This window comes from Sphingomonas sp. BE123 (assembly GCF_031456015.1).
In the GTDB taxonomy this organism is placed as follows: domain Bacteria; phylum Pseudomonadota; class Alphaproteobacteria; order Sphingomonadales; family Sphingomonadaceae; genus Sphingomonas.
On sequence record NZ_JAVDTW010000001.1, the window covers coordinates 1,120,522 to 1,146,177 of the forward strand.

Here is a 25,656-nt window from a genome sequence, read left to right on the forward strand (position 1 = left end):
GGAATCGACCGCGCGCGCATTCCGCGCTAGGGCGACGAAATGCATCATCTGTTTCTTGTCATGCTGGGCGGCGCGGTCGGCGCCGGCGCGCGGCATCTGGTCGGGCGCGCGGCGCTCGCACTCTGGGGGCCGGGCTTTCCGGTCGGTACCCTTGCAGTCAATGTCTTTGGCGGGCTGGCCATGGGACTGCTCGCCGGCTGGCTGGCGACGCGGGCGAGCGGGGACGAGGCGCTGCGCTACCTGCTCGGCGTCGGCGTGCTTGGCGGCTTCACCACCTTTTCGGCCTTCTCGCTCGAAACCGCGCTGATGATCGAGCGCGGCGAGCTGATGACCGCCCTGTTCTACATCCTCGCCTCGGTCGCCCTCTCGATCGGCGCGCTGTTCGCCGGGCTGCAGGTCAGCCGGATGGTGGCGGCATGAGCGCCGACGCGAATGTCCGCCAGTTCACCGTCGCGCTCGACGATGATGGCATCCGGCTGGACCGCTGGTTCAAGCGGCATCTGCCCGACACCAGCTTCAACATCGTGTCGCGCTGGGCGCGCACCGGGCAGCTGCGCGTCGATGGCGCGCGCGCCACGCCGGGCGACCGCATTCAGGCGGGACAGGTGATTCGCGTACCCCCGGCCGACGCCACTCCGGTCGCGACCGCCAAGCCGAAAAAGGCGCGCCCTGTCCTCTCGCCCGAGCAGATGGAGTTTGCCGAGTCGATGGTGATCCATCGCGACGCGCAGGCGCTGGTGCTCAACAAGCCGCCGGGTCTGGCGACGCAGGGCGGGACCAAGACCCACGACCATGTCGATATGCTGCTCGACGGGCTGTATTTCGACCTCGATACGCGGCCCAAGCTCGTCCATCGGCTCGACAAGGATACGTCGGGCGCGCTGGTGCTGGCGCGCACGGCGCGTGCCGCGGCCTATTTCTCCAAGAGCTTTTCGGGGCGGACGGCGCGCAAGACCTATTGGGCGATCGTCGTCGGCGTACCGAGCATCGAGGACGGGTTCATCGACCTGCCGCTGGGCAAGCAGCCCGGCACCGGCGGCGAGAAGATGCAGGTCGACGAGAAGGAAGGCCAGCCCGCGCGCACCCGCTATCGCGTGATCGACCGCGCCGGCAACCGCGCCGCGTGGGTCGAGCTGCAGCCGCATACCGGGCGCACGCACCAGCTGCGCGTGCACATGGCGGCGATCGGCCACCCGATCGTCGGCGACGGGAAGTACGGCATGGCCGAGGCGTTCCTGTCGGGCAGCATCAGCCGCAAGATGCACCTGCATGCGCGGCGTATCCGCATCGACCATCCCGATGGCGGCAAGCTCGACGTGACCGCGGACCTGCCGACGCATTTTGCGGAGACTCTGGTCCAGCTCGGCTTCACCCTCGAGGATGGCGACAAGCTGCCGCCTGACGAGAAGGTGCCGTTCACCAAGGAGCAGGAAAAGGCCAAGGCCAAGGCGCACGCCAAGACCTATCGCAAGGAGCGGCGCGGCGAGCGGCAGGGACGGCGGGATACGACGGCTGCCAAGAAACCGGCGAAGAAGCCCGCTCGAAAGCCGACCAAGAAGCCATGACGCGCCTTGCCGTGTTCGACTGCGACGGCACTCTGGTCGATTCGCAGGCCAATATCTGTCGCGCGATGGAGGCGTGTTTTGTCGCGCACCGGCTGGAGCCGCCGACGCGCGAGGACATCAGGCGGATCGTGGGGCTGAGCCTGGTCCCGGCAATCGCGCAGCTGCTGCCCGACGGCGACGATGCGCTGCATGTCGAGATGGCGGAGGCGTACAAGCGCGCGTTCCACGCGATGCGGATGGATGCGGCGCTGGATCCCGAGCCGCTGTTCGACGGCGTGGCCGAGGCGATCGCGGCGCTGCGCGACAGCGGCTGGTTGCTGGGCGTTGCGACCGGCAAGTCGGATCGCGGGTTGGCGCTGATCCTGGAGCATCATGGGCTGACCGACCGCTTCGTGACGCTGCAGACCGCCGACCGGCATCCGTCCAAGCCGCATCCGGCGATGCTGCAGGCCGCGATTGCCGAGGCGGGCGGCGATCCGCTGCGCACCGCGATGATCGGCGATACCAGCTATGACATCGCGATGGCGGTGAATGCGGGGACGCACGCGGTCGGGGTTGCGTGGGGCTATCACGCGGCGCATGAACTGCATGCCGCCGGGGCGCATCATGTGACGACGCATGCGCGCGACCTGCCGGCGCTGTTGGAGGCGTTATGACCGAGGATCCGGCCCGCAACCGCTATTTCGCGATGGTGTTCGCGCAGATGATCGCGGTCGCCGGAGCGGTGTTCGGGCTGATCATCATGGGCCGCGCCGAGGATATGGTGATGCGCCTGCTGGGCGCCGCAATCCTGTTGTCGGGCCTCTATTGCATCGCGGTCGTGCCGCGCGCGCTCGCCCGGCGCTGGCGCACCCCACCGACGGAATAGAATCATGCGACGGTTCTGGAAGGAGGTCGCGCTGGTCGCGGCCGATGGCGGGCATGACGTGCAGCTCGACGGCAAGCCGGTGCGGACGCCCGGCCGCGCGTCGCTGACATTGCCCAATCCCGCGCTCGCCGAAGCGGTGGCGGAGGAGTGGCGCGGCGTCGGCGAGACGATCGACCCGCGCGCGATGCCGCTCACGGGACTTGCCAATGCGGCGATCGACCGGATTGCGCCCGCCCCCGCCGCCTTTGCCGCCGGCCTTGCCAAATATGGCGAGAGCGACCTGCTCTGTTATCGCGCCGAGCATCCGCTGGAACTGCAACTGCGGCAGGCGGCGAGCTGGGACCCGCTGCTTGGCTGGGTGCAGGAGCGCTATGGCGCGGGGCTGACTCCGACCACCGGAATCGTCCACGTCGCGCAGCCACCCGAGGCAGTCGCTGCCTTGGCTGCGGCGGTCGCGGCGCGGTCGCCGTTCGAGCTCGCCGGGCTGTCGCCGATCGTCACCGTCACTGGGTCTTTGGTCGCCGCCCTCGCACTGATCGAGCGTGCTGCCGAGCCGGAGGATATCTGGTCCGCCGCCAATCTGGACGAGGATTGGCAGGTCGAACATTGGGGTGAGGACGAGCTGGCCCGCAAGGCGCGCGATGCGCGGCGGGCCGATTATGCGGCGGCGGTGAGGTTTCTGCAGTTGCTCTGATCGAACGGGCTGGTAGCGATACCAGCGCGTCAGGGGCGCCGTCGGTTGCGAAGGGATGGTAAGGTGTTCGAAGCGTTGTTCGCCGATACGTTGCGGGCATTGAGCGACGTCATGGGTGCGCATGGCCCGGCGGTGAATGCCGCCGCGAGCTTTACCCCGAACGATCACAGCATCCATTTCTTCCTGCAGCTTGCGCTGATCATCCTTGCCGCGCGCGTGGTCGGCTGGCTGGGGCAGAAATTCCTCGGCCAGCCGCAGGTGGTGGGGGAGATGATCGCAGGCGTCGTGCTCGGCCCGTCGCTGTTCGGGCTGTTCTTCCCCGAGTTGCAGGCGGCGATCTTCCCCAAGGAAACCAAAAACGTCCTGTATGTCGGCGCGCAGTTCGGCGTCGGCCTGTACATGTTCCTGGTCGGCTGCACGCTGCATCTCGACCATTTCAAGACCAAGGCGAAGAGCGCTGCCACCGTATCGGTCGCCGGCATCGCCACCCCGTTCCTGTGCGCGGTGCTGCTGACGCCCTGGCTGCTGGGCATGCCGGGCTTGTTCGCGGACGGCGTCAGCCAGTGGAGCGCGACGCTGTTCATGGGTGCGTGCATCGCACTCACCGCCTTTCCGATGCTGGCGCGGATCATCAATGAGCGCGGCCTCGCCAAGACCTCGCTCGGCACCCTGTCGCTGACCGCAGGTGCATTCGACGACGCCGTGTCATGGTGCGTTCTGGCGATCGTGCTCGCGACCTTTGGCGGTGGACCGGGCATTGCGGTCATCGCGATTGTCGGCGGCATCGCCTTCACGCTGTTCATGCTGGTGTTCGGCAAGCGCCTGCTCGCCCCGCTGGGTCGCGCGGTCGAAACGCGCGGCGAGATGACCAATCTGGTGCTCGCGATCACGCTGATCCTGTTCTGCCTGTCGGCATTTCTGATGGACGCGATCGGCATCCATGCCGTGTTCGGCGGCTTCCTGCTCGGCGTATGCATGCCGCGCGGGCTGTTCGTCGCGGAGCTGAAGCGCAAGGTCGAGCCGCTCGCGGTCGTCATGCTGCTGCCGATGTTCTTCACCTATTCGGGGCTGAACACGCGGATGGACATGGTCAACAGCCTGTCGCTGCTCGCGATCGCGCTCGGCATTCTCGCGGTGTCGATCCTCGCCAAGCTTGGCGCGTGCTGGGCGGCAGCGCGGCTGTCGGGCGAGGATAACCGCACCGCGCTCGGCATCGGTGCGCTGATGAACTCGCGCGGGCTGATGGAGCTGATCATCATCAATATCGGCCTGCAAAAGGGGATTATCGGGCCGACGCTGTTTTCGATGATGGTGCTGATGGCGATTGTCACGACGATGATGGCCGGACCGCTGTTCGAAGCGGTCTATGGCAAGCGCGCGCGGGCGAGCGGCGAGCTGGATACGCTGCGCGGCGAGGATGGCGACGCACCGGGCGCCGCCATCGCCTCGCGTCCGGTCTAGACCATCGGGGCTGCGGGCTTGGGCAGCAGCCAGGCGATCACTGCTCCGGCGGCGAGCCAGCCGGCGACTTCGCTGATCCACAGATAGATGAAATAACCCCACGGCGCGTGGTTGAATACCGGCTGTCCCAGCTGGCTATAGGCGGTGAAGGCGACGGCAAACAGGCCGACAGCGGTCAGCCGCTGGGCAAAGCCCATGCCGGTCGTGAGCCGCGCCAGCGCGAAGGCAAGCAGCAATGCGCAGAGGATGCCGAGGATCAGCCCGCCGACGAGCGCGGCGGTATCGGGCAGCGCGAACCCGTTGGTGTTGAACAGCACGAGCGCGGTCGGCCCCTCGCCATAGGCCTGGGTGCCGAGCGGCGTGCCCGGCCACGGAATCGGATAAGCGCCGGTTCCATTGGGACCAAGATGCTGCGCGAGCGCGGCCTGGACCGCGACGCTGGCGCTGTCGCCCGCGTTGCTGGTCGCCAGCATCGACAGCGGCGTACCCCAGAAGATGAACCCCACGATCCACATCGCGACCCCGCCCAGCAGGCCGCCCAGCAAAACTCTTGGCATATGCGCTCTCCCCATTGTCTCGGCGCAGGTTAGTGCAGCCGTAACAATCGGGCGATGCGAAAGTTCAGTTGTTGGTCGGCTGCGCCGAGACGGCACCGGCCCGCTCCCCCACCCGGCCACCCAACGACAGTGTATTCTATGGGTGGCCGGGTGGGGGAGCGGGCCGGTGCCGCGTTGCTGCAAGCAACCTAACGGGTAGCGAGGCCCATTTCGATCGCCTCTTCCGCACGCTCACGGATGAAGCCGATCAGGCCGGGTTTGCGCGAGCGCTTCTCGCGCTCCGCCTTCAGGATCGTGTGAACCTTCTCGAAGCACGCATCGAGATCGTCGTTGACGACCACATAGTCATAGCCGTCCCAGTGGCTCAGCTCACGCTCGGCGCGCTTCATGCGATACTGGATCACATCCTCGCTGTCGGTCGCGCGCGCGCGGAGGCGCTTTTCGAGTTCGGTCAGCGAGGGCGGAACGATGAACACGCGGACGACATCGCCGCCCTCCAGCTGGAACAGCTGCTGTGCGCCCTGCCAGTCGACATCGAACAGCACATCCTGCCCGGCGGCGAGCATCCGCTTCACCGGTTCGCGCGGGGTGCCATAGCGATAGGCGAAGACGTGCGCCCATTCGAGGAATTCGTGCCGGGCTGCACGCGCCTTGAACTCGTCGGTCGACAGGAAATGATATTCGCGTCCGTCCTGCTCGCCTTCGCGCATCGGGCGGGTCGTTGCCGACACCGACACACCCATGCCGGGTTCGCGCTCAAGCAGCTTGCGCGCGATGGTCGACTTGCCCGCGCCCGAAGGGGAGGACAGGACGAACAGCACGCCCCTGCGGTCAAATTCGAATTTGGAATCGCGATGCGCCATGCGCGCCATTGGCGCGGGCGGAGCGGCTACGTCAAGGCTGGGAGGCGGTTAATAGCGGCGGCGGCGGCCGGTCATCAGCGACCACAGCAGGATCAGCCCGCCGATTACCCAGCCGAACGGCCCCATCCGCGTCAACGCACGCTGACCGACCGCGCCGATGATCGCACCCTTCATCCCGCCGCGACCGTCGCGGCGATCGATCGCGCGCCCGAGCAGCGCAGCGAAGATGGTGCGGATCATGCCGAGCGCGCCTGCCACCTGCGGCGGAGATAGCGCGCGCCGAGCGCGGCCGCACCGAGCACGATCGCGGCCGGGACGACTGTCTTGCCGACGCGCCATGCCGCAATGCCGGCGATGGTGCCGAGCGTCCCCCCCTCGCCGTCGCTCTCATCGATACGCTTGCCGATATAGCCTGCCACCAGATCGCCGATCATCGTCCAAACTCCTTGTTTCCCGTGGCGAGGTCGAACACCTCACCCATCCCGCGCAAGCCGGTCCAGAAGGCCGCGCCCGCAAACGCGACCGCAACTCCGCCAAGCAGCGCACCGATGATCGATCCGTCCATTAACCACGCCTCCGCTTTCGGGGAGAAAAAGCGCGAAACCGCAACCGGTTCCGCAGCGGCAATGCGAATGGGTCAATCCTCCCCCGCCAGGGGGAGGTGGCGCCGCAGGCGACGGAGGGGGAGGACGGCGATGTCCTCTCGACCGTGGAGCATCCTCCCCCTCCGTCACGCTACGCGTGCCACCTCCCCCTGGCGGGGGAGGATTATGGAAACATCTAAAACGCGTGCTCAGACCATCGTTTCGGGGCGGACCAGCCGGTCGAAGGTTGCGGCATCGACCAGCCCCAGCGCCAGCCCCGCCTCGCGCAGCGTCGTCCCCTGCTCATGCGCGGTCTTGGCGATCCTGGCGGCATTGTCGTAGCCGATTGCGGGCGCGAGCGCGGTGACGAGCATCAGCGAGCGGTCGACGAGTTCCGCGATGCGCCCTTCGTTGGCGACCAGCCCTTCGACGCAGCGTTCGGCGAAACTCTCCATCCCGACGCTGAGCAGATGGATCGAGCGCAGCACCGCCGCGCCGATCAGCGGCTTGTACACGTTGAGTTCGAGATGGCCCTGCATGCCACCGACGGTCACCGCCATGTGGTTGCCGATGACCTGCCCCGCGACCATCGTCAGCATCTCGCACTGGGTCGGGTTGACCTTGCCCGGCATGATCGAACTGCCCGGCTCGTTGGCGGGAAGTTCGAGTTCGCCCAGCCCCGAGCGCGGACCGGAGCCGAGCAGACGGATGTCATTGGCGATTTTCGTCAGCGCGACCGCGAGCGTGTTGAGGGTGCCGGAGAGGTGGACAAGGGGGTCGTTCGAGGCGAGCGCCTCAAACGCATTTTCCGCCGGCATGAAGGGGTGCCCGGTGATTTCGCCGAGCGCCGCGCAGAATTCGCCGGCAAAACCGGCTGGCGCATTGAGCCCAGTGCCGACGGCGGTGCCGCCCTGCGCCAGCCGGTTGGTCCCCGCAATCACCCCCGGCTCGATCCGACGCAGCGCGCGATAGATCTGATTCGCCCAGCCCGAGGCTTCCTGTCCCAGGGTCAGCGGGGTCGCGTCCTGCAGATGCGTGCGGCCGATCTTGACGATCTCCGCCCACGCCGCCGCCTTTGCCTCCAGCGCCCGCTGCAATTGCAGCCCGGCAGGGAGAAGGTGACGGGTCACGGCGATGCTCGCCGCAATGTGCAGCGCGGTCGGAAAGCTGTCGTTCGACGACTGGCTCATATTGACGTGATCATTGGGGTGGACCGGCGATTTGCCGCCGCGCGTGCCGGTCAGCAGTTCGTTGGCGCGGCCAGCGATCACCTCGTTCACGTTCATGTTCGACTGGGTGCCGCTGCCGGTCTGCCAGATCACCAGCGGGAACTGGTCGTCATGCTGCCCCGCAGCGACCTCCGCCGCCGCCGCCTCGATCGCGTCGGCCAGCGGCGCGTCGAGGCCGTGGCGCCGGTTCACCCGCGCCGCCGCCTGCTTCACCAGCGCCAGGGCGTGAATGATCCCGATCGGCATCCGCTCGGTCGGGCCGAACGGGAAATTCGCGATGCTCCGCTGCGTCTGCGCGCCCCAATAGGCGCTGGCGGGGACTTCGATCGCGCCAATCGAGTCGGTTTCGGTGCGGGTATCGGTCATTTGGCCTCCATCGTCCCGATCAAGCTGGGACGTGGTGGCGCAGACGCAACCCCTTATTTCTTGCGCTTGAAATCCACCGCCACGACGTTCGACCCGTCCTCGACCGGGGTCGCAACCGGCGGCTCGTCATTTTCCGCCGAATCGTGCGGCTCGGGACCGTCGGGATCCTCCGCCGCCTGGAAGCGCAGTTCGAAATTCACGGCCGGATCGTGGAAACCGGTGATCGCAGCAAAGGGGATCACCAGTGTCGACGGGATCTGGTTGAAGCTGAGCCCGACCGAGAAGCGCGTTTCATCGACGGTGAGGTCCCAGAAGCGATGCTGCAGCACGATCGTCATTTCGTCCGGGAAGCGTTCCAGCAACCGGGCCGGAATGTCGACGCCGGGCGCGCGCGTCTTGAACGTGATGTAGAAATGGTGCGCGCCGGGCAGCGCGCCGGTGGCGGCGACCTGGTCCAGCACCCGGCCGACGACTGCGCGCAGAGCCTCCTGCACGATTTCGTCATAGGGAATCAGGCTGTCTGGTACGGTACCGCTCATGCCCCTGACCTAGCGGCGCCAGCGGAGTGGTCAAGATTTGTTGCCATTCCCCAAAGTGCAGGAGTGATTGCACCCTACGGCGCAACCGCTATTGGGTCGCGCATGCGTACCGCCACGATCAGCCGCAAGACCAGCGAAACCTCTGTCGACGTGACCGTCAATCTCGACGGCACCGGCAGCTATGCGATCGCCACCGGGATCGGCTTTTTCGACCATATGCTCGAGCAGCTGTCGCGCCACTCGCTGATCGATCTCGACGTGAAGACGGTCGGCGACCTGCATATCGACCAGCACCATACGGTCGAGGATACGGGGCTGGCGATCGGCGCGGCGATTGCCCAGGCGCTGGGCGACAAGCGCGGCATTCGCCGTTACGCCGATGCGCTGAGCCCGATGGACGAGACGCTGACCCGCGTCGCGCTCGACATTTCGGGGCGGCCCTATCTCGTGTGGAAGACCGAGTTCAGCCAGAAGCGGCTCGGCGAGATGGATACCGAGATGTTCGAACACTGGTTCCACAGCTTCGCCCAGACCGCCGGACTGACGCTGCATGTCGAGACGCTGTACGGCAGCAACAACCACCATATCGCCGAAGCCGCGTTCAAGGGGCTGGCGCGCGCGCTGCGCGAGGCGGTCGAGATCGACCCGCGCAAGGCCGATGCGATTCCGAGCACCAAGGGGACGCTGTGACCGCGATCGCGCTGATCGATTATGGCGCCGGCAACCTTCATTCGGTCCATAACGCGCTGAAAGCCGCCGGCGCGCACGCCGTCGCGGTCACTGCCGACCCCGATGTGGTGGCGAGGGCCGATCGCGTCGTCCTGCCCGGCGTCGGCGCATTCGGCGCGTGCGCGGCGGGGTTGCGCGCGATTCCCGGGATGGTCGAGGCAATGGAGCGCCGCGTGCTCGAACAGGGCGCGCCGTTCCTGGGCGTGTGCGTCGGCATGCAGTTGCTGGCAACGCGCGGCGAGGAACATGGCAGCCATGACGGCCTGGGCTGGATGGACGGCGTGGTACGCGAACTCCCCGCATCGCAGGTCCATATCCCCCACATGGGCTGGAACGACGTCACCCCGCTCGCGCCGCATGCGCTGATCGAACCGGGCGAGGCCTATTTCCTGCACAGCTTTGCCTATTCGGGCAGCGGCGTGCTGGCGGTCACCGACCATGGCGGTCCGGTCACCGCGGCGATCGGGCGCGACAATATCCTCGGGGTGCAGTTCCACCCCGAAAAGAGCCAGCATTACGGGCTGGCACTTCTCCAGCGTTTTCTAGGATGGAAGCCGTGATCGTTTTTCCTGCCATCGACCTCAAATCCGGGCAGGTCGTCCGCCTTGCAGAAGGCGATATGGCCCGCGCCACCGTCTATGGCGACGACCCCGCCGCGCAGGCGAGCCTGTTCGCGCAGGCGGGGGCCGAGTGGCTGCATGTCGTCGATCTCGACGGGGCGTTCGCGGGCGAATCCGTCAACGGCGTCGCAGTCGCGGCAATCGTCGATCGCTTCCCGGGCAAGGTCCAGCTGGGCGGCGGCATCCGCAACCGCGCGTCGGTGGAACGCTGGCTCGAACTGGGCGTGACCCGCGTGGTGATCGGCACCGCAGCGCTGGAAGACCCCGATTTCGTGCGCGAGACCGCAGCCGCGCATCCGGGCCGCGTCGTCGTCGCCGTGGACGCGCGCGACGGCTTTGTCGCGACCAAGGGCTGGGCGGACGTGTCGAGCGTGTCGGTCGCCGAACTCGGTCGCCGGTTCGAGGATGCCGGGGTCGCGGCACTGTTGTTCACCGATGTCGGGCGCGACGGGCTGCTCAAGGGCTGCAATGTCGATGCGACGGTGGCGCTCGCCGCCGAAGTGACGATTCCCGTGATCGCCAGCGGCGGCGTGGCGGGGATTGAAGACATCCATGCGCTGGTCGGCAAGCCCGGCATCGAAGGCGTGATTACCGGGCGGGCGCTGTATGACGGACGGCTCGACCTGGCCGAGGCGATCAGGGCCGCGGCATGACCGTCCGCGCGCGCGTCATCCCCTGTCTCGACGTGGCCGGTGGCCGCGTGGTCAAGGGCGTGAATTTCGTCGATCTGGTCGATGCCGGCGATCCGGTCGAACAGGCGCGCGCCTATGACGCCGCCGGCGCTGACGAACTCTGCTTTCTCGACATCACGGCGAGCCATGAGGCGCGCGGCACGATCCTCGATGTGGTGCGCCGCACCGCCGAAGTATGCTTCATGCCGCTGACCGTTGGCGGCGGCGTACGCAGCGTCGCGGACGCGCGCGCACTGCTGCTCGCCGGAGCGGACAAGGTCGCGGTGAACAGCGCGGCGGTCGCACGGCCCGAGCTGGTCGCCGACATTGCCGAGAAGATGGGCAGCCAGTGCGTCGTCGCATCGGTCGATGCGCGGCAGGTGGAACCGGGTCGCTGGGAAGTCTTCACCCATGGCGGGCGCAAGCCCACGGGCATCGATGCGGTCGAACACGCGCTCAACCTTGCGCGGCTAGGCGCGGGCGAGCTGCTCGTTACCTCGATGGACCGCGACGGGACGCGCGACGGATACGACCTGCCGCTCATCCGCACCATCGCCGATCAGGTGCGCGTGCCGGTGGTGGCATCGGGCGGAGTCGGCGGGCTCGCCGATCTGGTCGCCGGCATTGTCGAGGGCCATGCCAGCGCGGTGCTCGCGGCGTCGATCTTTCATTTTGGGCAGGCGAGCATCGCCGATGCCCATGCCGCGCTGGCAGGCGCGGGCATCCCGGTGCGCAGCGTCGGTTAATTTGACAGTTACCGGGTGCGCGCACCGCGCGTTAACCCTTGCAACGCAGCATCCATCGCGATTTGCGCCAGCTGGCAAGAGTCTTGCGTCCCGACGGGCAGACCACCGGGAACGGGAGAAACCCATGATTCGCACCAGCCTTCGCGCCGCGGCCGTCGCCGCCATCATCGCCGCCGCTCCGGCGCTGGCCTATGACAAGCCGCCGAGCGGCTCGACGCCGCCGTCCTCGTCCTCGGGCGGGAGCACCGGATCGTCGGGCGGCGGATCGGGCAGCGGCAGCCCGACCTCGATCCCCGAACCGGCAGCGATCGGCCTGTTCGCGCTCGGCATTGCCGGCGCCGCGATCATGCGCCGCCGCCGCAAGCGCGAGGACTGAGCTTTCGCGCAAGCGGCGCCGGGTGGAGGAGCGGGCCGGTGCCGCCAGAGTGGAGTCGCGCCTCAACCTTTTGGCAGGGGTCGTGGATTAGGGTCGAATCATGTTCCGCGCCCTGCCCTTGCTGCTGCTGACCACCGCCCCGGCGCTCGCCGCGCATAGCGGCGAGATCAGCCGGCGCACCATGCCCGAGCTGTCGGACCTCGCGCTCGCCGCGATGGCCGCAGCCGGGCTGTGGCTTGCCCAGCGCGCGATGCGCCGCCGCGCCCGCGCGCGGCGTGAGGCAAGCGCTCAGGATTGACACCGGCCCCGCGCTGACCGACTGCGCGCCCATGGCCGACGATATTCTCGCCACGCTCGAAACCGTGATCCGTGCCCGCCGTACGGGTGATCCGGGGTCATCCTATGTCGCCAAGCTGACCGCGCGGGGCCGCGCCAAGATCGCACAGAAGCTGGGCGAGGAAGCGGTCGAGGCCGCGATCGCCGCCGTGCAGGACGACCGCGCCGGGGTTACCGGTGAAGCGGCGGACCTGATCTTCCATTTGCTCGTGCTGCTCGCCGACATGGATCTTAGCCTCGACGACGTGCGCGCCGAACTGGCGCGGCGCGAAGGCGTGTCGGGGATCGAGGAAAAGGCGAGCCGCAAGGAGAGTTGAAATGCCCGTCGACGCGACCCAGCCCTATGACGACCAGAATGTCTTCGCCAAGATCCTGCGCGGAGAGATTCCGGCCAAGCGCATTTATGAAGACGATCATGCCATCGCCTTCCCGGACATCGCGCCGGTTGCGCCAACGCATATCCTGGTGATCCCCAAGGGCGCCTATGTCAGCTGGGACGATTTCAGCGCGCGGGCGAGCGACGCGGAGATTGCCGGGTTCGTCCGCGCGGTGGGCAAGGTGGCGCGCGATGCCGGGCTGGTCGCGCCGGGCTATCGCCTGCTCGCCAATGCCGGCGCCGATGCGCACCAGACGGTCGGGCATCTGCACGTACACATCTTTGCCGGGCGCATGCTGGGGCCGATGCTGGTCGATCCCGGCACCGTCGACGCGATGCTCGCCCAAGGCGCGACCATCGGCTGAATACACGACGCTGCGCCTTAGGGATTGCGCGGCGCATATTTGCGACTAGGCTCGCGCCGGTTCGTATCATCGGCGACCAGGCAACAAGCCGCGCCGACCAAGGGGATGATTGCATGATTTTTGGGCGCGTAAAGCCTCTCGACGCCATTTTGGCGACGGCGGAGAGCAAGTCTCTTCACCGGTCGCTGGGGGCGTTCCAGTTGATGCTGTTCGGCATCGGCTGCATCATCGGCACGGGCATCTTCGTGCTGACCGCCGCCGGCGCGCAGAAGGCCGGTCCCGGCCTGATGCTGGCCTTTGCCATTGCCGGACTGATCTGCATCGTCGCGGCGCTCTGCTACGCCGAAATCGCGGCGATGATCCCGGTCGCGGGATCAGCTTACACCTATACCTATTCGGTGATGGGTGAGTTGCTGGCGTGGACCGTGGGCTGGGCATTGGTGCTCGAATATGCCGTTGCGGCGAGCGCGGTGTCGGTCGGCTGGTCAGGCTATCTCAATGGTCTGATTACCGAATTTACCGGGGTCGGGTTGCCCGCCTATCTGTCGGGTGCACCGCTGGCGCTGGGCGGGGTCGAGGGTGGCCTGATCAACCTGCCCGCCGTGTTCATCGCGCTGCTGGTCACCGGCCTGCTGATGATCGGCACGTCGGAAAGCGCCAAGGTCAACGCGGTGCTGGTCGCGATCAAGGTAACCGCGCTCACCGCCTTCATCGTGCTGACGCTGCCCGAAGTGGAGATGGACAAGTTCAACCCGTTCCTGCCGGCAGGCGTGTTCGGCGGCCTGGGCACCGGCCTGGGCGCAGTCGGCGCGGCAGCAACGATCTTCTTTGCCTATGTCGGCTTTGACGCGGTTTCGACTGCGGCTGAGGAAACCAAGAACCCGCAGCGCAACGTGCCGATCGGCCTGATCGGGTCGCTGCTGTTCTGCACCGTGTTCTACATCCTCGTCGCCGCCGGCGCGATCGGCACGATCGGCGGCCAGCCACTGATGGGTCCGAACGGCGTGCCCTTCCCCGCCGGTTCGGAAGAACTGGCGCGCCAGTGCGCGACCTTCTCCGCCAATGCGCTGCCGCTCGTCTGCTCGGACGAGGCGCTGGCGCATGTGCTGCGTCAGATCGGCTTCTCCGGCATCGGCAACATGCTCGGCATCGCCGCGTTCGTGGCGCTGCCGTCGGTGATCCTCGTCCTGCTGTTCGCCCAGACGCGCATCTTCTTCGTGATGTCGCGCGACGGCCTGCTGCCGGAGGGGCTGTCGAAGATCCACCCGAAGTGGAAGACCCCGTACATCGTCACCGCGATCACCGGCGTCGTCGTCGCCTTTGCCGCTGCGCTGCTGCCGGTCGGCAAGCTGGCGGACATCGCCAATGCCGGCACGCTGTTCGCGTTCATGATGGTCGCGATCGCGGTGATGTTGCTGCGCAAGACCGAACCGAACCGCAAGCGGGTGTTCCGCACCCCGGCCCTGTGGTTCGTCGGCCCGGCGACGGTTGCAGGCTGCGTCTTCCTGTTCGTCAACCTGCCGCTCGAAGCGATGCTGGTGCTGCCGATCTGGGGCGCCATCGGCCTGGTGATCTATTTCCTCTATGGCTATCGCAAGAGCCATCTGGGCCGCGGCATCGTCGTGGTGCACGAGAGCGAGGTGCAGGACATCGCGCCCGGCATCCCGGGCGTGGACGACGAAGACCGCCGCTGATCGGCAAGACCGAACGCACTGGGGGGCCGGAAGCACATGCTTCCGGCCCCCTTTTCATGCGCAAAGCGCTTGCACCCGCCCCGCACTGCGCTAGCGTTCGCGCTTTCGGGGATATCAGGGGACTCTGATGAGCGCAGCGACAGGCGAGACGACCGCAACGGTCGGTCTGATCGATCACGTCACCAACGTGTCGGACTTCATCTGGGGCGGGAGCTGGAATGGCGAGGCCATCCTGCCATTGCCGCCGATGGTGGTGATCCTGTTCGGCATCGGCCTGTATCTGATGATCGGGCTGCGTTTCTATCCGATCGTCAAGCTGGGGTCGGCCTTTACCGGCCTGTTCCGCAAGTCGGCCGACAAGAGCGCGGGCGAGATTTCACCCTTTGCCGCGCTGTCGACCGCGCTGTCGGGCCAGGTCGGTACCGGCAACCTGGCCGGCGTCGCGACCGCGATCACCCTGGGCGGCCCGGGCGCGATCTTCTGGATGTGGATCACCGCGCTGATCGGCATGGCGCTTGCCTTTGCCGAGGGTGCGCTGTCGATCCGTTTTCGCGAGCGGACCCCGGAGGGAACCTATCGCGGCGGCCCGATGAGCTACATCACCTATGGCCTCGGCCCGAAATGGAAGTGGCTGGCGATCGTCTTCTGCCTCGGCACGCTGTTCTCGGCGCTGGTGACGGGTAACGGCATTCAGGCGAACAGCTTCGCCGATTCGGTCACCGAACTGACCGGGGCGAGCGAATGGGTCGGCGGCACGATTGCCGCGGTTGCGGTGTTCGTAGTGATCATCGGCGGGATCAAGTCGATCGGCGCCGTCGCGGAAAAGGTCGTGCCGGTCATGGCGCTGGCCTATCTCACGCTCGCCGTCATCGCGCTGATCCTCAATTTCGGCGACCTGCCCGAGACGTTCGGACGTATTTTCGACGGCGCGTTCAACGCACAGGCGGCGTCGGGCGGATTTCTCGGCGCGGCGGTGATCATGGCGGTCCGCGCGGGCGTTGCACGCGGGCTGTTCTCGAACGAGGCAGGGCAGGGATCGACCCCGATCGCCCATGCCGTTGCGCAGACCAGCGACCCCGCGCTGCAGGGCCGCTTCGCGATGATGGGCACGTTCATCGACACGGTCGTGATCTGCACCATGACCGCGCTGGTCCTGCTGACCGTTCAGGGCGACTTCACCCATGCCGGTGCGGCGGTCGAGCATGCCTGGCAGTCCGACCTGACCGGCTTTGCCATGACCTCGGGCGCCTTTGCGGCGGCATTCCCCTATCTGATCGCGGGCATCCCGCTCGGCACACTGATTGCGTCGGTTGCCCTGCTGCTGTTCGTGTTCACCACGTTGCTCACCTGGAGCTATTATGGCGAGCGGGCGATCACCTTCATCTACGACCAGTTCCCCGGCGCGTCGCGCACGGGGGAAAAGGCGCTGCACATCCTGTGGCGGGTGCTGTGGTGCGTGGTGATCTTTGTCGCCAGCACGGTCGACCTCGAGCTGATCTGGCGGATGGGCGACATTTCGAACGCGGCAATGGCGCTTCCCAACCTGCTCGCGCTCGCGCTGTTGTCGGGGGTCGTGTTCAAGCTGGCAAAGGGGCATCGCGCCGCGGGCAAGGATCACGGTCGCGAAACTCCGGCGGAGTTGCTCGACGAACTGCCGGACTGATCGGCGGCTTCAAGCAAAAGGGCCGGGGTTTCCCCCGGCCCTTTTTTTGTGCGCTGCTATCGAACGCTCAGCCGAGCTTCGCGGCAACCGCCTTGAGGTCCGCCTCGGGCCGCGCGCCATAGTGCGAGATGATCTCGGCCGCGCACGCCGCGCCCAGCTTCAGCGACTTCTCGACATCCCAGCCCTGCGCCTGACCGTGCAGGAAGCCGGCGGCGAACAGGTCGCCCGCGCCGGTGGTGTCGACCACCTTTTCGATCGGCTCGGCCGGTACCGCGACGCGCGCGCCGCCCTGGACCGCGATCGCGCCCTTTTCGCTGCGGGTGACGACCAGCGTCGGCACCTGCGCCGCGACCTGCTCCACCGCCGCGTCGAAATCCTCGACCTGCGCCAGCGCGAGCAGTTCATTCTCGTTCGCGAACAGGATGTCGACGAGTCCTTCGGCGATCAGCGCGCGGAAATCGTCGCCGTGGCGGCTGATGCAGAACACGTCGGACAGGGTGAAGGCGACCTTGCGCCCCGCGCCGCGGGCGATGTCGATTGCAGCGCGCATCGCCTGACGCGGCTCTTCCGGATCCCACAGATAGCCTTCGAGATACAGGATCGCGCCGCCCGCGATCAGGTCGCGGTCGAGCGCGGCTTCGGGCAGGAACTGCGACGCGCCGAGAAAGGTGTTCATCGTGCGCTGGCCATCCGGCGTCACGAAGATCAGGCAGCGCGCGGTGGTCGGCTGGCCCGGACGGACGGCGGTTGCGAAATCGACGCCGGTCGCGCGCAGGTCATGACCGAACACCTGACCGAGCTGATCGTCGGCGACCTGGCCGATGAACGCGGTGCGGCTGCCCAGCGCGGCCATGCCGGCCACGGTGTTCGCCGCCGAACCGCCCGAAACCTCTCGTCCCGGGCCCATCTTGGCGTAGAGCGCGTCGGCTTCCTCGGGCGAGAACATGAGCTGCATCGAGCCCTTGGCGACGCCGATTTCCTCGATGAAACTGTCCTCAGCCTGGGCGAGAATGTCGACGATGGCGTTGCCGATCGCGACGACGTCATGGGTGGGTGCGGTCACTTTTGTCTCCGGAGAATAGATGTCGCGCGCCTATAGTGCAGCGCGGCGTGGCGCAACTGCGTTGACTTGGCGGACATCGCCCCGCATCGCTGTCCACATGGTCCAGGCGCTGCTTCTTTCGATCGGCCAGCTCGGCGACAAGCGAATCGTTGCCGTCTTCCTCAAATCGATGCTGCTGACGCTGGCGGTGTTCGCCGCACTGGGCGCCGGGCTGTGGTTCGGGATCGAGCAGCTGCTCACCCGCTATTTCTCGGCCAGCCAAAGCTTGGCGAGCCTTGCCGCCGCGACCGCGATCCTGCTGGCGCTGCTCGGTGCATGGCTGTTGTTCCGCGTCGTCGCCATCGCGGTGATCGGGATCTTCGCCGACGAGGTCGTCCATGCGGTCGAAGCGCGCCATTATCCCGACCGCTTCGCCAGCGCCCGCGACGTCAGCTTCGCGCGATCGGTGGCGATGGGACTGGGGTCGGCCGGCCGGGCGTTGCTGGTCAACCTGATCCTGTCGCCGCTCTATCTGGTGCTGATGGTCACCGGGATCGGTACCGCGGTGGCGTTTTTCGTGGTCAACAGCTGGCTGCTCGGCCGCGATCTGGGCGACATGGTCGCCGCGCGGCACATGGCCGCGCCCGAGCTGACGCGCTGGCGCGGGACCACGCGGCTGTGGCGCTTTGCGACCGGAGCGGCGGGAACCGCGCTGTTCTTCATCCCCTTTGCCAATCTGGTCGCGCCGATCGTCGGCGCGGCAATGGCAACCCATTTGTTTCACCGGAGACGCTGATCGTGCGTAGCTTTGCAGCGCTGGCCGCCCTTGCCCTTCTGACCGCCTGTGGCGCGGGCGGCAACACGCCGCCGCCCGGACGCGCGGCGCCGGTCCCCGTGCCCCAGCCCGGCATGGCCGCGCTGACCAGCGTGATGGGGGCGAGCGCGTCCGCGCTGATCGCCCAATTCGGCCGCCCTCAGCTCGACGTGACCGAGGGCACCGCGCGCAAGCTGCAATTTGGCGGGCCGATCTGTGTGCTCGACGCCTATCTCTACCCGCCCAAATCGGGGCGCGGCGACCCGGTGGTCACCTTTGCCGAGACGCGCCAGCGCGACGGCGCGCCGATCGATCAGGCAAGCTGCGCCGCGGCGATCCGCGCGAGCCGGGCGCGCCGCTAGACCCGCACGCCGAGCAGCACGCCGCGCATGTCGCCCCGCTCGGCCAGCGTCAGCCAGAGCAGATAGGGCAGCAGGAACCCCGCGCCGCCGAAGAATGCGACCAGCGCGAGCGCCAGCCCGCCGGCCGAAAAGCCATTGCGCCACGCGGTCCACAGCGCCGACAGCAGCAGGAAGCACAGGAAGTCGAGATTGAACGGCCCCGGCCAGGCGAGCTTTGCCATATCGCCGAAGAACACCGGCAGCAGGTCGATGCCATGCCGCGCGATCACCACGCCGGTATAGCCCGCCAGCACCAGCCACAATGCAATCAGCAACAGTTGAAATGCGCGCATGGCCCCTCCCTTATCCGCCGAGCTTGTTGAGTGCCCAGCCTGCTGCCTCGCTTACCACCGGATCGGGGTCGGTCACCAGCGCCGCGACCGCGGGGCGTAGCGCCGCATCGCCGCTGTTCCCCGCCGCGATCAGGCAGTTGCGGACCATGCGGTCGCGCCCGATGCGCTTGATCGGCGAGCCGGAAAAGACTTCGCGAAACCCGGCATCGTCGAGCGCGAGCAGGTCGGCGAGCCGTGGCGCGGCCAGTTCCGCGCGCGGGGCGAAGGCGATGTTACGCGCGGCTGCCTGTGCGAACTTGTTCCACGGGCACACCGCGAGGCAATCGTCGCAGCCATAGATGCGGTTGCCGATTCCTTCGCGGAGCTCGTCCGGGATCGGCCCCTTATGCTCGATCGTGAGGTACGAAATGCAGCGTCGCGCATCGAGCGTGTAGGGCGCTGGAAAGGCGTCGGTCGGACAAGCGCGCTGGCACGCATCGCACGATCCGCAGCGGTCGCGGCCCGGCGTGTCGGGGACCAGATCGAGCGTGGTGTAGATCGCGCCGAGGAACAGCCAGCTGCCATGGCTGCGGCTGACCAGATTGGTATGCTTGCCCTGCCAGCCCAGCCCCGCAGCCTCCGACAGCGGCTTTTCCATCACCGGGGCGGTGTCGACGAATACCTTGAGGTCGCACCCGGCCTCCTGCGCCAGCCAGCGGCCGAGCGCCTTCAGCGCCTTTTTGACCACGTCATGATAGTCCGCGCCCTGCGCATAAACCGAGATGCGACCCCGGTCCCCGTCCCCCGCCAGCGCGAGCGGATCCTGCGCAGGGGCGTAGCTCATGCCGAGCGCGATGACGCTGCGCACTTCGGGCCATAGGCCGGCCGGGCTTTCGCGGTGGTGCGCGCGCTCCTCCATCCAGATCATGTCGCCATGGCGGCCCTGGTCCAGCCATTCGCGCAGCCGCTTCCCGGCGAGCGGCGCGGCGTCAGCCGACGCGAAGCCGCAGGCGGCAAAGCCCAGCTCCGCCGCCTTTTCGCGGATTAGAGATTCGAGTGCCTTGCGCTCCTGCATCACCCCCCGCTACCACGGGAATCCAAGCGAGGGGATTCCAGTTGCAGCACGAATTGGCGGTTACCGCCCACGGTCTCGTCAAGCGCTTCGGCGATCGCCGCGTTGTCGACGGGGTCCATATCGCGGTGCCCAAGGGCATGATCTATGGCGTGCTCGGCCCCAATGGCGCGGGCAAGACGACGACGTTGCGCATGCTGCTCGGCATCATCGAGCCGGATGAGGGCGAGCGCACCATGCTGGGCAGCGACCGCCCGCGCGAGATGAGCGACCGCGTCGGGTATCTGCCCGAGGAGCGCGGCCTGTATCCCAGCATGAAGGCGACGCATGCCATCGCCTTCATGGGCGCGCTGCGCGGGCTGGACTGGAAGACCGGGCGCAAGCGCGCGGTGGAGCTGATGGAAGCGGCGGGGCTCGGCCACGCGACCGACCAGAAGATCCGCAAATTGTCCAAGGGCATGGCGCAGCTGGTCCAGCTGTTGGGATCGGTGGTGCATCAGCCCGATCTGCTGGTGCTCGACGAGCCGTTCTCCGGCCTCGACCCGGTCAATCAGGAGCGGCTGGAGAAGTTGATCCTGGCCGAGCGCGATCGCGGCGCGACGATCCTGTTTTCCACCCACGTCATGGCGCATGCCGAACGGCTGTGCGACCGGCTGACGATCATCGCCGGCGGCAAGGTGCGGTTCGAGGGCAGCATGGCCGATGCGCGCGGGACATTGCCGCACAAGGCGCATTATGTGCCGCACAAGTCCGATGCCGGCATCGCCGCGTTGTTGCCCGCCGATGCGGTCGCGGATGGCCAGGGCGGCTGGCGCTTCACCCTGCCGGATGAAGGGATCGAGGCGTTGCTGGTGCGGCTGATCGACGCGGGATACGGCATTTCGGGCCTGTCGATCGAGCGCCCGTCGCTGCACGATGTGTTCGTCAAGATCGTCGGCGCACAGGCACTGGAAGAGGCAGCAGCGGCATGAACGGCTTTTCCCGACTGGTGCGCCAGACGATGACGATCGCGCGCCGCGATTTCGTGGCAACGGTGTTCACACCCACCTTCCTGCTGTTCCTGCTTGCGCCGCTGATGATGCTGGCGTTCGGCACGGTGGGTGGGCTGGGTGCTCAGAAGATGGCGATGAGCGGCGATTCGAAATCGCGGATCGTGTTCATCGCCGGCGGCGAACAGGCGCGCACCGTGATCGCGATGGACAAGCAGTTGCGCCGCATGTTTTCGCTCGCAACCCAGCCCGCCGACCTGATCGTCGAAGCGCCGAGCGCCAATCCGCGCGAACAGGCCAAGGCGCTGATCGATCGCAAGGGCGTCGATACCTATGCGGTGCTGTACGGCCCGCTGGAGCGGCCACAGATCCTGCATGTCGAGAATGGCCCGCGCTCGGCCGAATATCTGGCCGAACTGGCAAACCAGGTTCTGCGCGCCCAGCGTGCCGGGACCGATGCGCCGCTGAGCGAGGCGACCAAGACAGTGGTGTCGCGGACCACCGCATCGGAGAGCGGACAGGGTCAGGCGGCGTTCTTCACCGTGTTCGCGCTGTTCATCGTCTCGCTGATGCTGGCGGGACAGGTGGTCGGCACGATGGCGGAGGAGCGGTCGAACAAGGTGATCGAAATCCTCGCGGCTGCGGTCCCGCTGGAAAGCGTGTTCTTCGGCAAGCTGCTTGGCATGTTCGGGGTCGCGGTGCTGTTCCTTGTCTTTTGGGGCACGGTGGTCATCGGGCTGGGGTCCAATGCCGCCAGCGTGATGCCCGCGCGGCTGGCCAGCGAACTGGCGACGGTCGGGCCGGCCGTCGGCTTCATCCCCTATGCGCTGCTGTTCTTCGCCTATTTCGTGATGGCCTATATGCTGCTGGGCGCGGTGTTCCTGGGTCTGGGCGCGCAGGCGGGGACGCAACGCGAGCTGCAGATGATGTCGCTGCCGATCACCATTTTCCAGGTCGCGATGTTCGGCCTTGCCGCGGTTGCGGCCGGCAGCCCGGACAGCTGGCTCGCCACCGCAGCGGAATTGTTCCCGTTCAGCTCGCCCTTTGCCATGGCGGCGCGCGCGGCCAATTCCCCCGAGCTCTGGCGGCATTTCGCGGCGCTGGCGTGGCAGGCGCTGTGGGTGGTGATCACGGTGAGCATCGCGGCACGGCTGTTCCGGCGCGGGGTGCTGCAATCGGGCAGCCCGAAGCTGTGGCGGCGCAAGGCGGCTGCGGCAGCCTGAGCCGCTCCCGGCCATTGGGGATGCCCCCACAGAACGCGCTATTGACAATCCTGTAAGTTGCGGCACTCTCCGGGAAACAAATCTGTCCGGGAGAGTATCGCCATGGCCACCCTTGCGCTCGAAACCATGCCGGACGTCGATCCGCTCGACGTCACCCGCCCCGAACTCTACCGCGACGACACCTGGCACGAACCGTTCCGCCGTCTGCGGGCCGAAGCCCCGGTGTACAAATGCGAGCAGAGCGAGTTCGGCCCCTATTGGTCGATTTCGAGCTACAAGCCGATCGTCGAGGTCGAATCGCTGCCCGAGCTGTATTCGTCCGAAGCGGGCGGGATCGTCGTCGCCGACCTGCAGGAAGGCGATATCCGCATGCCGATGTTCATCGCGATGGACCGGCCCAAACATACCGGCCAGCGGCGCACCGTCGCCCCCGCCTTCACGCCGAGCGAGATGGTCCGCATGACCGGCGACATCCGCCAGCGCACCGCCGAAATCCTCGATTCGCTGCCGGTCGGCGAGACGTTCGACTGGGTCGATCGCGTGTCGATCGAACTGACCACGCAGATGCTGGCGCTGCTGTTCGACTTTCCGTGGGAGGAGCGGCGCAAGCTGACCTATTGGTCCGACTGGGCCGGCGATATCGAGATCGCCAAGGACCCGGTGAAGAAGGAAGAGCGCCGCGAGATCCTGTTCCAGTGCGCGGCGGAGTTCGGTGCACTGTGGAACAGCAAGGTCGGCAAGGATCCGACGCCGGACCTGATTTCGATGATGATCCATTCCGACGCGATGAAGGAGATGGATCAGTTCGAGTTCCTGGGCAACCTGATCCTGCTGATCGTCGGGGGCAACGACACGACGCGCAATTCGATGAGCGCCTATGCCTGGGCGCTGGAGCAGTTTCCGGAGCAGCGCGCCAAGCTGGAGGCCGACCCGTCGCTGATCGCCAACGCGACGCAGGAGATCATCCGCTGGCAGACGCCGCTGGCGCATATGCGGCGCACCGCGACGGCGGACGCCGAGCTGATGGGGCAGCAGATCAAGGCGGGCGACAAGCTGGTGTTGTGGTACCTGTCGGCCAATCGCGACGAGAGCGTGTTCGAGCGCCCGGACGAGATCATCGTCGACCGCGCCAATGCGCGGCGGCACCTGTCGTTCGGCCATGGCATTCACCGCTGTGTCGGCGCGCGGCTGGCGGAGCTGCAGATCGGCGTGCTGATGGAAGAAATGGCCAAGCGCCGCCTGCGCCCGAACGTGATCGCGGAGCCCGAGCGGGTCTCGGCCTGTTTTGTCCATGGCTACAAGGCGATGCCGGTCGAGCTCAGCCGTTACTGAACGGTCCCAACCCCTTGCGCTGCGCGCGTTCGTCGCCACATGGATATGATCCATTGGCGGTCACAGGGGCGGATGCACGATGCTGATCAGTCGGCGGCAGGCTCTCAGTCTGGCAGGCGCAGGCAGCGCGGCCATCATCATCGGCTGCACCTCGCAGGAAAGCGAAGCGGCCGGCGAGCAGTTCGAGGTCATGCGCAGCGACGCCGAATGGCGCCGGCGCCTGACCCCGGCGCAATATCGCGTGCTGCGCGAAGACGGGACGGAACGGCCCTATTCCAGCCCGCTCAACGGCGAGAAGCGCAGCGGCATCTATAGCTGTGCCGGCTGCGGGCTGCCGCTGTACAGTTCGCGGACCAAATATGAGAGCGGGACCGGCTGGCCGAGCTTCTACGCGCCGCTGCGCAACGCTGTTGCCACGCGGCTCGATCGCAGCCTGGCGATGATCCGGACCGAAGTGATCTGCCGGCGCTGCGGCAGCCATCTGGGCCATGTCTTCAACGACGGGCCCGCACCGACCGGCAAACGCTATTGCATGAACGGGGTGGCGCTGACCTTTACCCCGCGGTGAACCGCGAAGGGGGTTACTTCTGCAGCGAGGTCTCGATGCCGAACATCGAGAGGTCGACCTGTGCGATGGTGACGTTGTCGAACGGGGTCGCGTCCTTGCGCGGTGCGCCCTTGGCGTAGATGAAGCCGTTGACCGGATAGGTCGAGGTGCCAAGACCGTTGTTCGAGGCGAACCACACCTTGACCCGGCTCCAGTCGCCCGCTTCCGACACGTCGACCGCGATCACGTCCTTCTCGACGCCGCCGCGCCGCGACCAGTTGGCGTGGGTGAGCAGCACTTCGCGGTCGCTCAGCACCTTCGACACCATCGCGACATGGCCGAGGCGCATCTTGGCGGTGGGAGCGAACGACATCACCGCGCCCTCGACCGGGGCGTCGCCACGGGCGTAGCGACCTTCGGCCTGCGCCCACCAGGTGTGCGCATTGCCATAGATTTCGACGCCGGAGATCATGCGCGCATAGGGGGCGCACTGCCAGAACTGGGCCTGGGCCGGCGTGGCGATGGTCGCCAGGCAAAGCGCGGCCATCAGCGCGAAACGCGCTTTCAGCGTCTGAAACATGGTGGAAAATCCCTTCCCCGAACTCTTAGGATGGGGATTGGCAGGGCGGTCGCGGGCTGACCACCCCCCGGACCTGTATATCCGATGAATCGTTTCGTCGGGGCGATGACCTGCGGAGAAGGCCGTGTTGCGACGCAGCAGGTGCCTAGGGATGATTACGGAGCCCCCCCCGAAAAGCCCCCCGCCGCCGACCGCCGCGCGCGCCCGGCGCCTATGGTAACCATAGCGGCGCAATGCCGTCAGTTCCGACGCACAGCCAGGCCAGAATGGCCTTATCTTACGTAGAATGCACGGTTTGCGACGGATCCGGAAAGCCTGCATTCCACTCGTCGCAGCGATGTTGCGTTGCAGCGCATGCTGTGGTCGAGTGTGAATGCGGAGCGACCGGAACGTTATCGCGCCGTTAACCATGTGGGGTGCATGGTCGGGGTGCTGGGCCATCAGTTGGGGTGGGAGTGTAGACGATGAGTGCACGGAGCAAGCCGGCGGAAGGGGCGATGACCCTGGCCGAGATGAAGGAATTTGCGGGATTTGCCGCAGCGACGCAGCGGTACATCCGCCGCGCGCTGGACATCGGCCTCGACCGCAACGACGCGCTCGAGCGCTGGTCGCGCGACGTGGTCGAAGCCGCGAGCATCCGGGCACAGGCACATCTCTATGACCGGCTTCCCGAAATCCGCGCGCTGATCCCCGACGATAGCGGGCTCGACGCGATGGAACCGTTCATGGCGCCGCTGATCACCGTGTCGGCGTTCGACCTGTCGCAGGGCCGGCTGACCAGCTTTTCGGCCTATCGCTTCCTGTACGAGCGACTGGTCGGCGCCGAGGTCCGCCCGTGGCTGCCCGCGGCCTTTTGCGCGTCGGCCGCGCTGCCGCATCTGCATCCCGACCTGCGCCGCAAGCTGCTCCAGTCGATCAGCGAAGCCGCCGCGACCGCGTCGGGCTGGTCGAACCGCCAGCCGGCGTTCTTCCCGCAATGGGTGGAAAAGGTCGAAACCGGCGCGCTGCCGAACTGAAATCCGATTGATCCTCCCCCGCAAGGGGGAGGTGTCAGCGCAGCTGACGGAGGGGGAGGACGGCGA

At 67.0% G+C, this 25,656-nt stretch carries 34 protein-coding genes; 23 read left to right on the forward strand and 11 right to left on the reverse strand.

The genetic code is table 11. The features are described from left to right. Positions 1 to 39 precede the first annotated feature (39 nt). From crcB to J2Y54_RS05695, 6 genes are all read left to right on the forward strand, one after another. Positions 40 to 420, forward strand: coding sequence for a fluoride efflux transporter CrcB (crcB, locus tag J2Y54_RS05670; RefSeq protein ID WP_310037656.1), 381 nt, complete (start codon positions 40 to 42; stop codon positions 418 to 420). Then, positions 417 to 1,565 (forward strand): RluA family pseudouridine synthase, encoded by a 1,149-nt coding sequence (locus J2Y54_RS05675; RefSeq protein WP_310037658.1) that lies wholly within the window; start codon positions 417 to 419, stop codon positions 1,563 to 1,565. Before crcB ends, J2Y54_RS05675 begins: the two co-directional genes overlap by 4 nt. Continuing rightward, complete coding sequence (locus tag J2Y54_RS05680; RefSeq protein ID WP_310037659.1) at positions 1,562 to 2,221, forward strand: HAD-IA family hydrolase; 660 nt, start codon at positions 1,562 to 1,564, stop codon at positions 2,219 to 2,221. The genes J2Y54_RS05675 and J2Y54_RS05680 overlap by 4 nt, the downstream gene beginning before the upstream one ends. Next, entirely contained in the window at positions 2,218 to 2,433 is a 216-nt protein-coding gene (locus tag J2Y54_RS05685) for a hypothetical protein (RefSeq protein WP_066660146.1), read from the forward strand. Before J2Y54_RS05680 ends, J2Y54_RS05685 begins: the two co-directional genes overlap by 4 nt. Before the next feature lie 4 nt (positions 2,434 to 2,437). After that, positions 2,438 to 3,127, forward strand: coding sequence for an ATP12 family protein (locus J2Y54_RS05690; RefSeq protein WP_310037660.1), 690 nt, complete (start codon positions 2,438 to 2,440; stop codon positions 3,125 to 3,127). Positions 3,128 to 3,238: 111 nt separating this feature from the next. Beyond that, positions 3,239 to 4,588: a cation:proton antiporter gene (locus J2Y54_RS05695; protein ID WP_310038480.1), complete on the forward strand. Its 1,350-nt coding sequence runs from the start codon at positions 3,239 to 3,241 to the stop codon at positions 4,586 to 4,588. On the opposite strand, the gene J2Y54_RS05700 is transcribed toward J2Y54_RS05695, so the two are convergent. From J2Y54_RS05700 to J2Y54_RS05730, 7 genes are all read right to left on the reverse strand, one after another. Further along, positions 4,585 to 5,145 (reverse strand): hypothetical protein, encoded by a 561-nt coding sequence (locus tag J2Y54_RS05700; RefSeq protein ID WP_310037661.1) that lies wholly within the window; start codon positions 5,143 to 5,145, stop codon positions 4,585 to 4,587. The two genes, J2Y54_RS05695 and J2Y54_RS05700, sit on opposite strands and share 4 nt — an antisense overlap. 188 nt (positions 5,146 to 5,333) lie before the next feature. Continuing rightward, complete coding sequence (gene gmk / locus J2Y54_RS05705; RefSeq protein WP_405052879.1) at positions 5,334 to 6,008, reverse strand: guanylate kinase; 675 nt, start codon at positions 6,006 to 6,008, stop codon at positions 5,334 to 5,336. 48 nt (positions 6,009 to 6,056) lie between these two features. Next, entirely contained in the window at positions 6,057 to 6,248 is a 192-nt protein-coding gene (locus J2Y54_RS05710; RefSeq protein ID WP_310037664.1) for a hypothetical protein, read from the reverse strand. After that, positions 6,245 to 6,442 (reverse strand): hypothetical protein, encoded by a 198-nt coding sequence (locus J2Y54_RS05715; protein WP_310037666.1) that lies wholly within the window; start codon positions 6,440 to 6,442, stop codon positions 6,245 to 6,247. The genes J2Y54_RS05710 and J2Y54_RS05715 overlap by 4 nt, the downstream gene beginning before the upstream one ends. After that, positions 6,439 to 6,573 carry a hypothetical protein gene (locus J2Y54_RS05720; RefSeq protein ID WP_300498095.1) on the reverse strand — a complete coding sequence of 45 codons (135 nt, stop codon included), beginning with the start codon at positions 6,571 to 6,573 and terminating at the stop codon, positions 6,439 to 6,441. The genes J2Y54_RS05715 and J2Y54_RS05720 overlap by 4 nt, the downstream gene beginning before the upstream one ends. A gap of 228 nt (positions 6,574 to 6,801) precedes the next feature. Beyond that, a complete protein-coding gene (fumC, locus tag J2Y54_RS05725; protein ID WP_310037667.1) occupies positions 6,802 to 8,187 on the reverse strand; it encodes a class II fumarate hydratase in 1,386 nt (461 codons plus the stop codon). A 53-nt stretch (positions 8,188 to 8,240) separates the two neighbouring features. Next, a complete protein-coding gene (locus tag J2Y54_RS05730; RefSeq protein WP_310037669.1) occupies positions 8,241 to 8,726 on the reverse strand; it encodes a ClpXP protease specificity-enhancing factor SspB in 486 nt (161 codons plus the stop codon). A gap of 102 nt (positions 8,727 to 8,828) precedes the next feature. Here J2Y54_RS05730 and hisB point away from each other — a divergent pair, with 102 nt between their 5' ends. The 10 genes from hisB (at position 8,829) to J2Y54_RS05780 (ending at position 16,302) form a co-directional block, all read left to right on the forward strand. Continuing rightward, positions 8,829 to 9,416 carry an imidazoleglycerol-phosphate dehydratase HisB gene (gene hisB, locus J2Y54_RS05735; RefSeq protein WP_310037671.1) on the forward strand — a complete coding sequence of 196 codons (588 nt, stop codon included), beginning with the start codon at positions 8,829 to 8,831 and terminating at the stop codon, positions 9,414 to 9,416. Further along, positions 9,413 to 10,015: an imidazole glycerol phosphate synthase subunit HisH gene (gene hisH / locus J2Y54_RS05740; RefSeq protein WP_310037672.1), complete on the forward strand. Its 603-nt coding sequence runs from the start codon at positions 9,413 to 9,415 to the stop codon at positions 10,013 to 10,015. Before hisB ends, hisH begins: the two co-directional genes overlap by 4 nt. Beyond that, entirely contained in the window at positions 10,003 to 10,728 is a 726-nt protein-coding gene (gene hisA / locus J2Y54_RS05745; protein ID WP_310037673.1) for a 1-(5-phosphoribosyl)-5-[(5-phosphoribosylamino)methylideneamino]imidazole-4-carboxamide isomerase, read from the forward strand. The genes hisH and hisA overlap by 13 nt, the downstream gene beginning before the upstream one ends. Next, entirely contained in the window at positions 10,725 to 11,492 is a 768-nt protein-coding gene (gene hisF, locus J2Y54_RS05750) for an imidazole glycerol phosphate synthase subunit HisF (RefSeq protein WP_310037674.1), read from the forward strand. The genes hisA and hisF overlap by 4 nt, the downstream gene beginning before the upstream one ends. A gap of 124 nt (positions 11,493 to 11,616) precedes the next feature. Beyond that, complete coding sequence (locus J2Y54_RS05755) at positions 11,617 to 11,868, forward strand: PEP-CTERM sorting domain-containing protein (protein ID WP_310037675.1); 252 nt, start codon at positions 11,617 to 11,619, stop codon at positions 11,866 to 11,868. A 100-nt stretch (positions 11,869 to 11,968) separates the two neighbouring features. Further along, entirely contained in the window at positions 11,969 to 12,166 is a 198-nt protein-coding gene (locus tag J2Y54_RS05760; protein WP_310037677.1) for a hypothetical protein, read from the forward strand. Between the two features lie 31 nt (positions 12,167 to 12,197). Beyond that, positions 12,198 to 12,521: a phosphoribosyl-ATP diphosphatase gene (locus J2Y54_RS05765; RefSeq protein ID WP_310037679.1), complete on the forward strand. Its 324-nt coding sequence runs from the start codon at positions 12,198 to 12,200 to the stop codon at positions 12,519 to 12,521. A gap of 1 nt (position 12,522) precedes the next feature. Further along, positions 12,523 to 12,945, forward strand: a complete 423-nt coding sequence (locus tag J2Y54_RS05770) for a histidine triad nucleotide-binding protein (protein WP_310037680.1) — start codon at positions 12,523 to 12,525, stop codon at positions 12,943 to 12,945. Between the two features lie 113 nt (positions 12,946 to 13,058). Next, positions 13,059 to 14,639 (forward strand): amino acid permease, encoded by a 1,581-nt coding sequence (locus tag J2Y54_RS05775; protein WP_310037681.1) that lies wholly within the window; start codon positions 13,059 to 13,061, stop codon positions 14,637 to 14,639. Between the two features lie 127 nt (positions 14,640 to 14,766). Beyond that, the gene (locus tag J2Y54_RS05780; RefSeq protein ID WP_310037682.1) at positions 14,767 to 16,302 is read left to right on the forward strand and encodes an amino acid carrier protein; all 1,536 of its coding nucleotides are present in this window, start codon (positions 14,767 to 14,769) and stop codon (positions 16,300 to 16,302) included. 67 nt (positions 16,303 to 16,369) lie between these two features. Here the strand turns inward: J2Y54_RS05780 and J2Y54_RS05785 are convergent, their stop codons facing one another. After that, entirely contained in the window at positions 16,370 to 17,365 is a 996-nt protein-coding gene (locus tag J2Y54_RS05785; protein ID WP_310037683.1) for an adenosine kinase, read from the reverse strand. A 97-nt stretch (positions 17,366 to 17,462) separates the two neighbouring features. Here J2Y54_RS05785 and J2Y54_RS05790 point away from each other — a divergent pair, with 97 nt between their 5' ends. Together J2Y54_RS05790 and J2Y54_RS05795 are read left to right on the forward strand one after the other, a co-directional pair. Next, positions 17,463 to 18,140: an EI24 domain-containing protein gene (locus J2Y54_RS05790; RefSeq protein ID WP_310037684.1), complete on the forward strand. Its 678-nt coding sequence runs from the start codon at positions 17,463 to 17,465 to the stop codon at positions 18,138 to 18,140. Between the two features lie 2 nt (positions 18,141 to 18,142). Then, entirely contained in the window at positions 18,143 to 18,520 is a 378-nt protein-coding gene (locus J2Y54_RS05795; protein WP_310037685.1) for a hypothetical protein, read from the forward strand. Here the strand turns inward: J2Y54_RS05795 and J2Y54_RS05800 are convergent. Then, on the reverse strand, positions 18,517 to 18,852 hold the full coding sequence (locus J2Y54_RS05800) for a hypothetical protein (RefSeq protein WP_310037686.1): 336 nt from the start codon (positions 18,850 to 18,852) through the stop codon (positions 18,517 to 18,519). The genes J2Y54_RS05795 and J2Y54_RS05800 overlap by 4 nt on opposite strands. Positions 18,853 to 18,862: 10 nt before the next feature. Further along, on the reverse strand, positions 18,863 to 19,906 hold the full coding sequence (queG, locus tag J2Y54_RS05805; protein ID WP_310037687.1) for a tRNA epoxyqueuosine(34) reductase QueG: 1,044 nt from the start codon (positions 19,904 to 19,906) through the stop codon (positions 18,863 to 18,865). Positions 19,907 to 19,947: 41 nt separating this feature from the next. On the opposite strand from queG, the gene J2Y54_RS05810 reads away from it, so the two are divergent. From J2Y54_RS05810 to msrB, 4 genes are all read left to right on the forward strand, one after another. Continuing rightward, a complete protein-coding gene (locus tag J2Y54_RS05810) occupies positions 19,948 to 20,874 on the forward strand; it encodes an ATP-binding cassette domain-containing protein (RefSeq protein ID WP_310037689.1) in 927 nt (308 codons plus the stop codon). After that, a complete protein-coding gene (locus tag J2Y54_RS05815) occupies positions 20,871 to 22,115 on the forward strand; it encodes an ABC transporter permease (RefSeq protein ID WP_310037691.1) in 1,245 nt (414 codons plus the stop codon). Before J2Y54_RS05810 ends, J2Y54_RS05815 begins: the two co-directional genes overlap by 4 nt. Before the next feature lie 102 nt (positions 22,116 to 22,217). Beyond that, positions 22,218 to 23,447 (forward strand): cytochrome P450, encoded by a 1,230-nt coding sequence (locus tag J2Y54_RS05820; protein WP_310037693.1) that lies wholly within the window; start codon positions 22,218 to 22,220, stop codon positions 23,445 to 23,447. A 79-nt stretch (positions 23,448 to 23,526) separates the two neighbouring features. After that, entirely contained in the window at positions 23,527 to 24,015 is a 489-nt protein-coding gene (gene msrB, locus J2Y54_RS05825; protein WP_310037694.1) for a peptide-methionine (R)-S-oxide reductase MsrB, read from the forward strand. A 13-nt stretch (positions 24,016 to 24,028) separates the two neighbouring features. Here msrB and J2Y54_RS05830 read toward each other — a convergent pair whose 3' ends face one another. After that, on the reverse strand, positions 24,029 to 24,574 hold the full coding sequence (locus J2Y54_RS05830; protein WP_310037696.1) for a CHAP domain-containing protein: 546 nt from the start codon (positions 24,572 to 24,574) through the stop codon (positions 24,029 to 24,031). A gap of 464 nt (positions 24,575 to 25,038) precedes the next feature. Between J2Y54_RS05830 and J2Y54_RS05835 the strand changes: the two genes are divergently transcribed. Beyond that, a complete protein-coding gene (locus J2Y54_RS05835; RefSeq protein ID WP_310037698.1) occupies positions 25,039 to 25,590 on the forward strand; it encodes a hypothetical protein in 552 nt (183 codons plus the stop codon). The last annotated feature ends 66 nt before the right edge of the window (positions 25,591 to 25,656 follow it).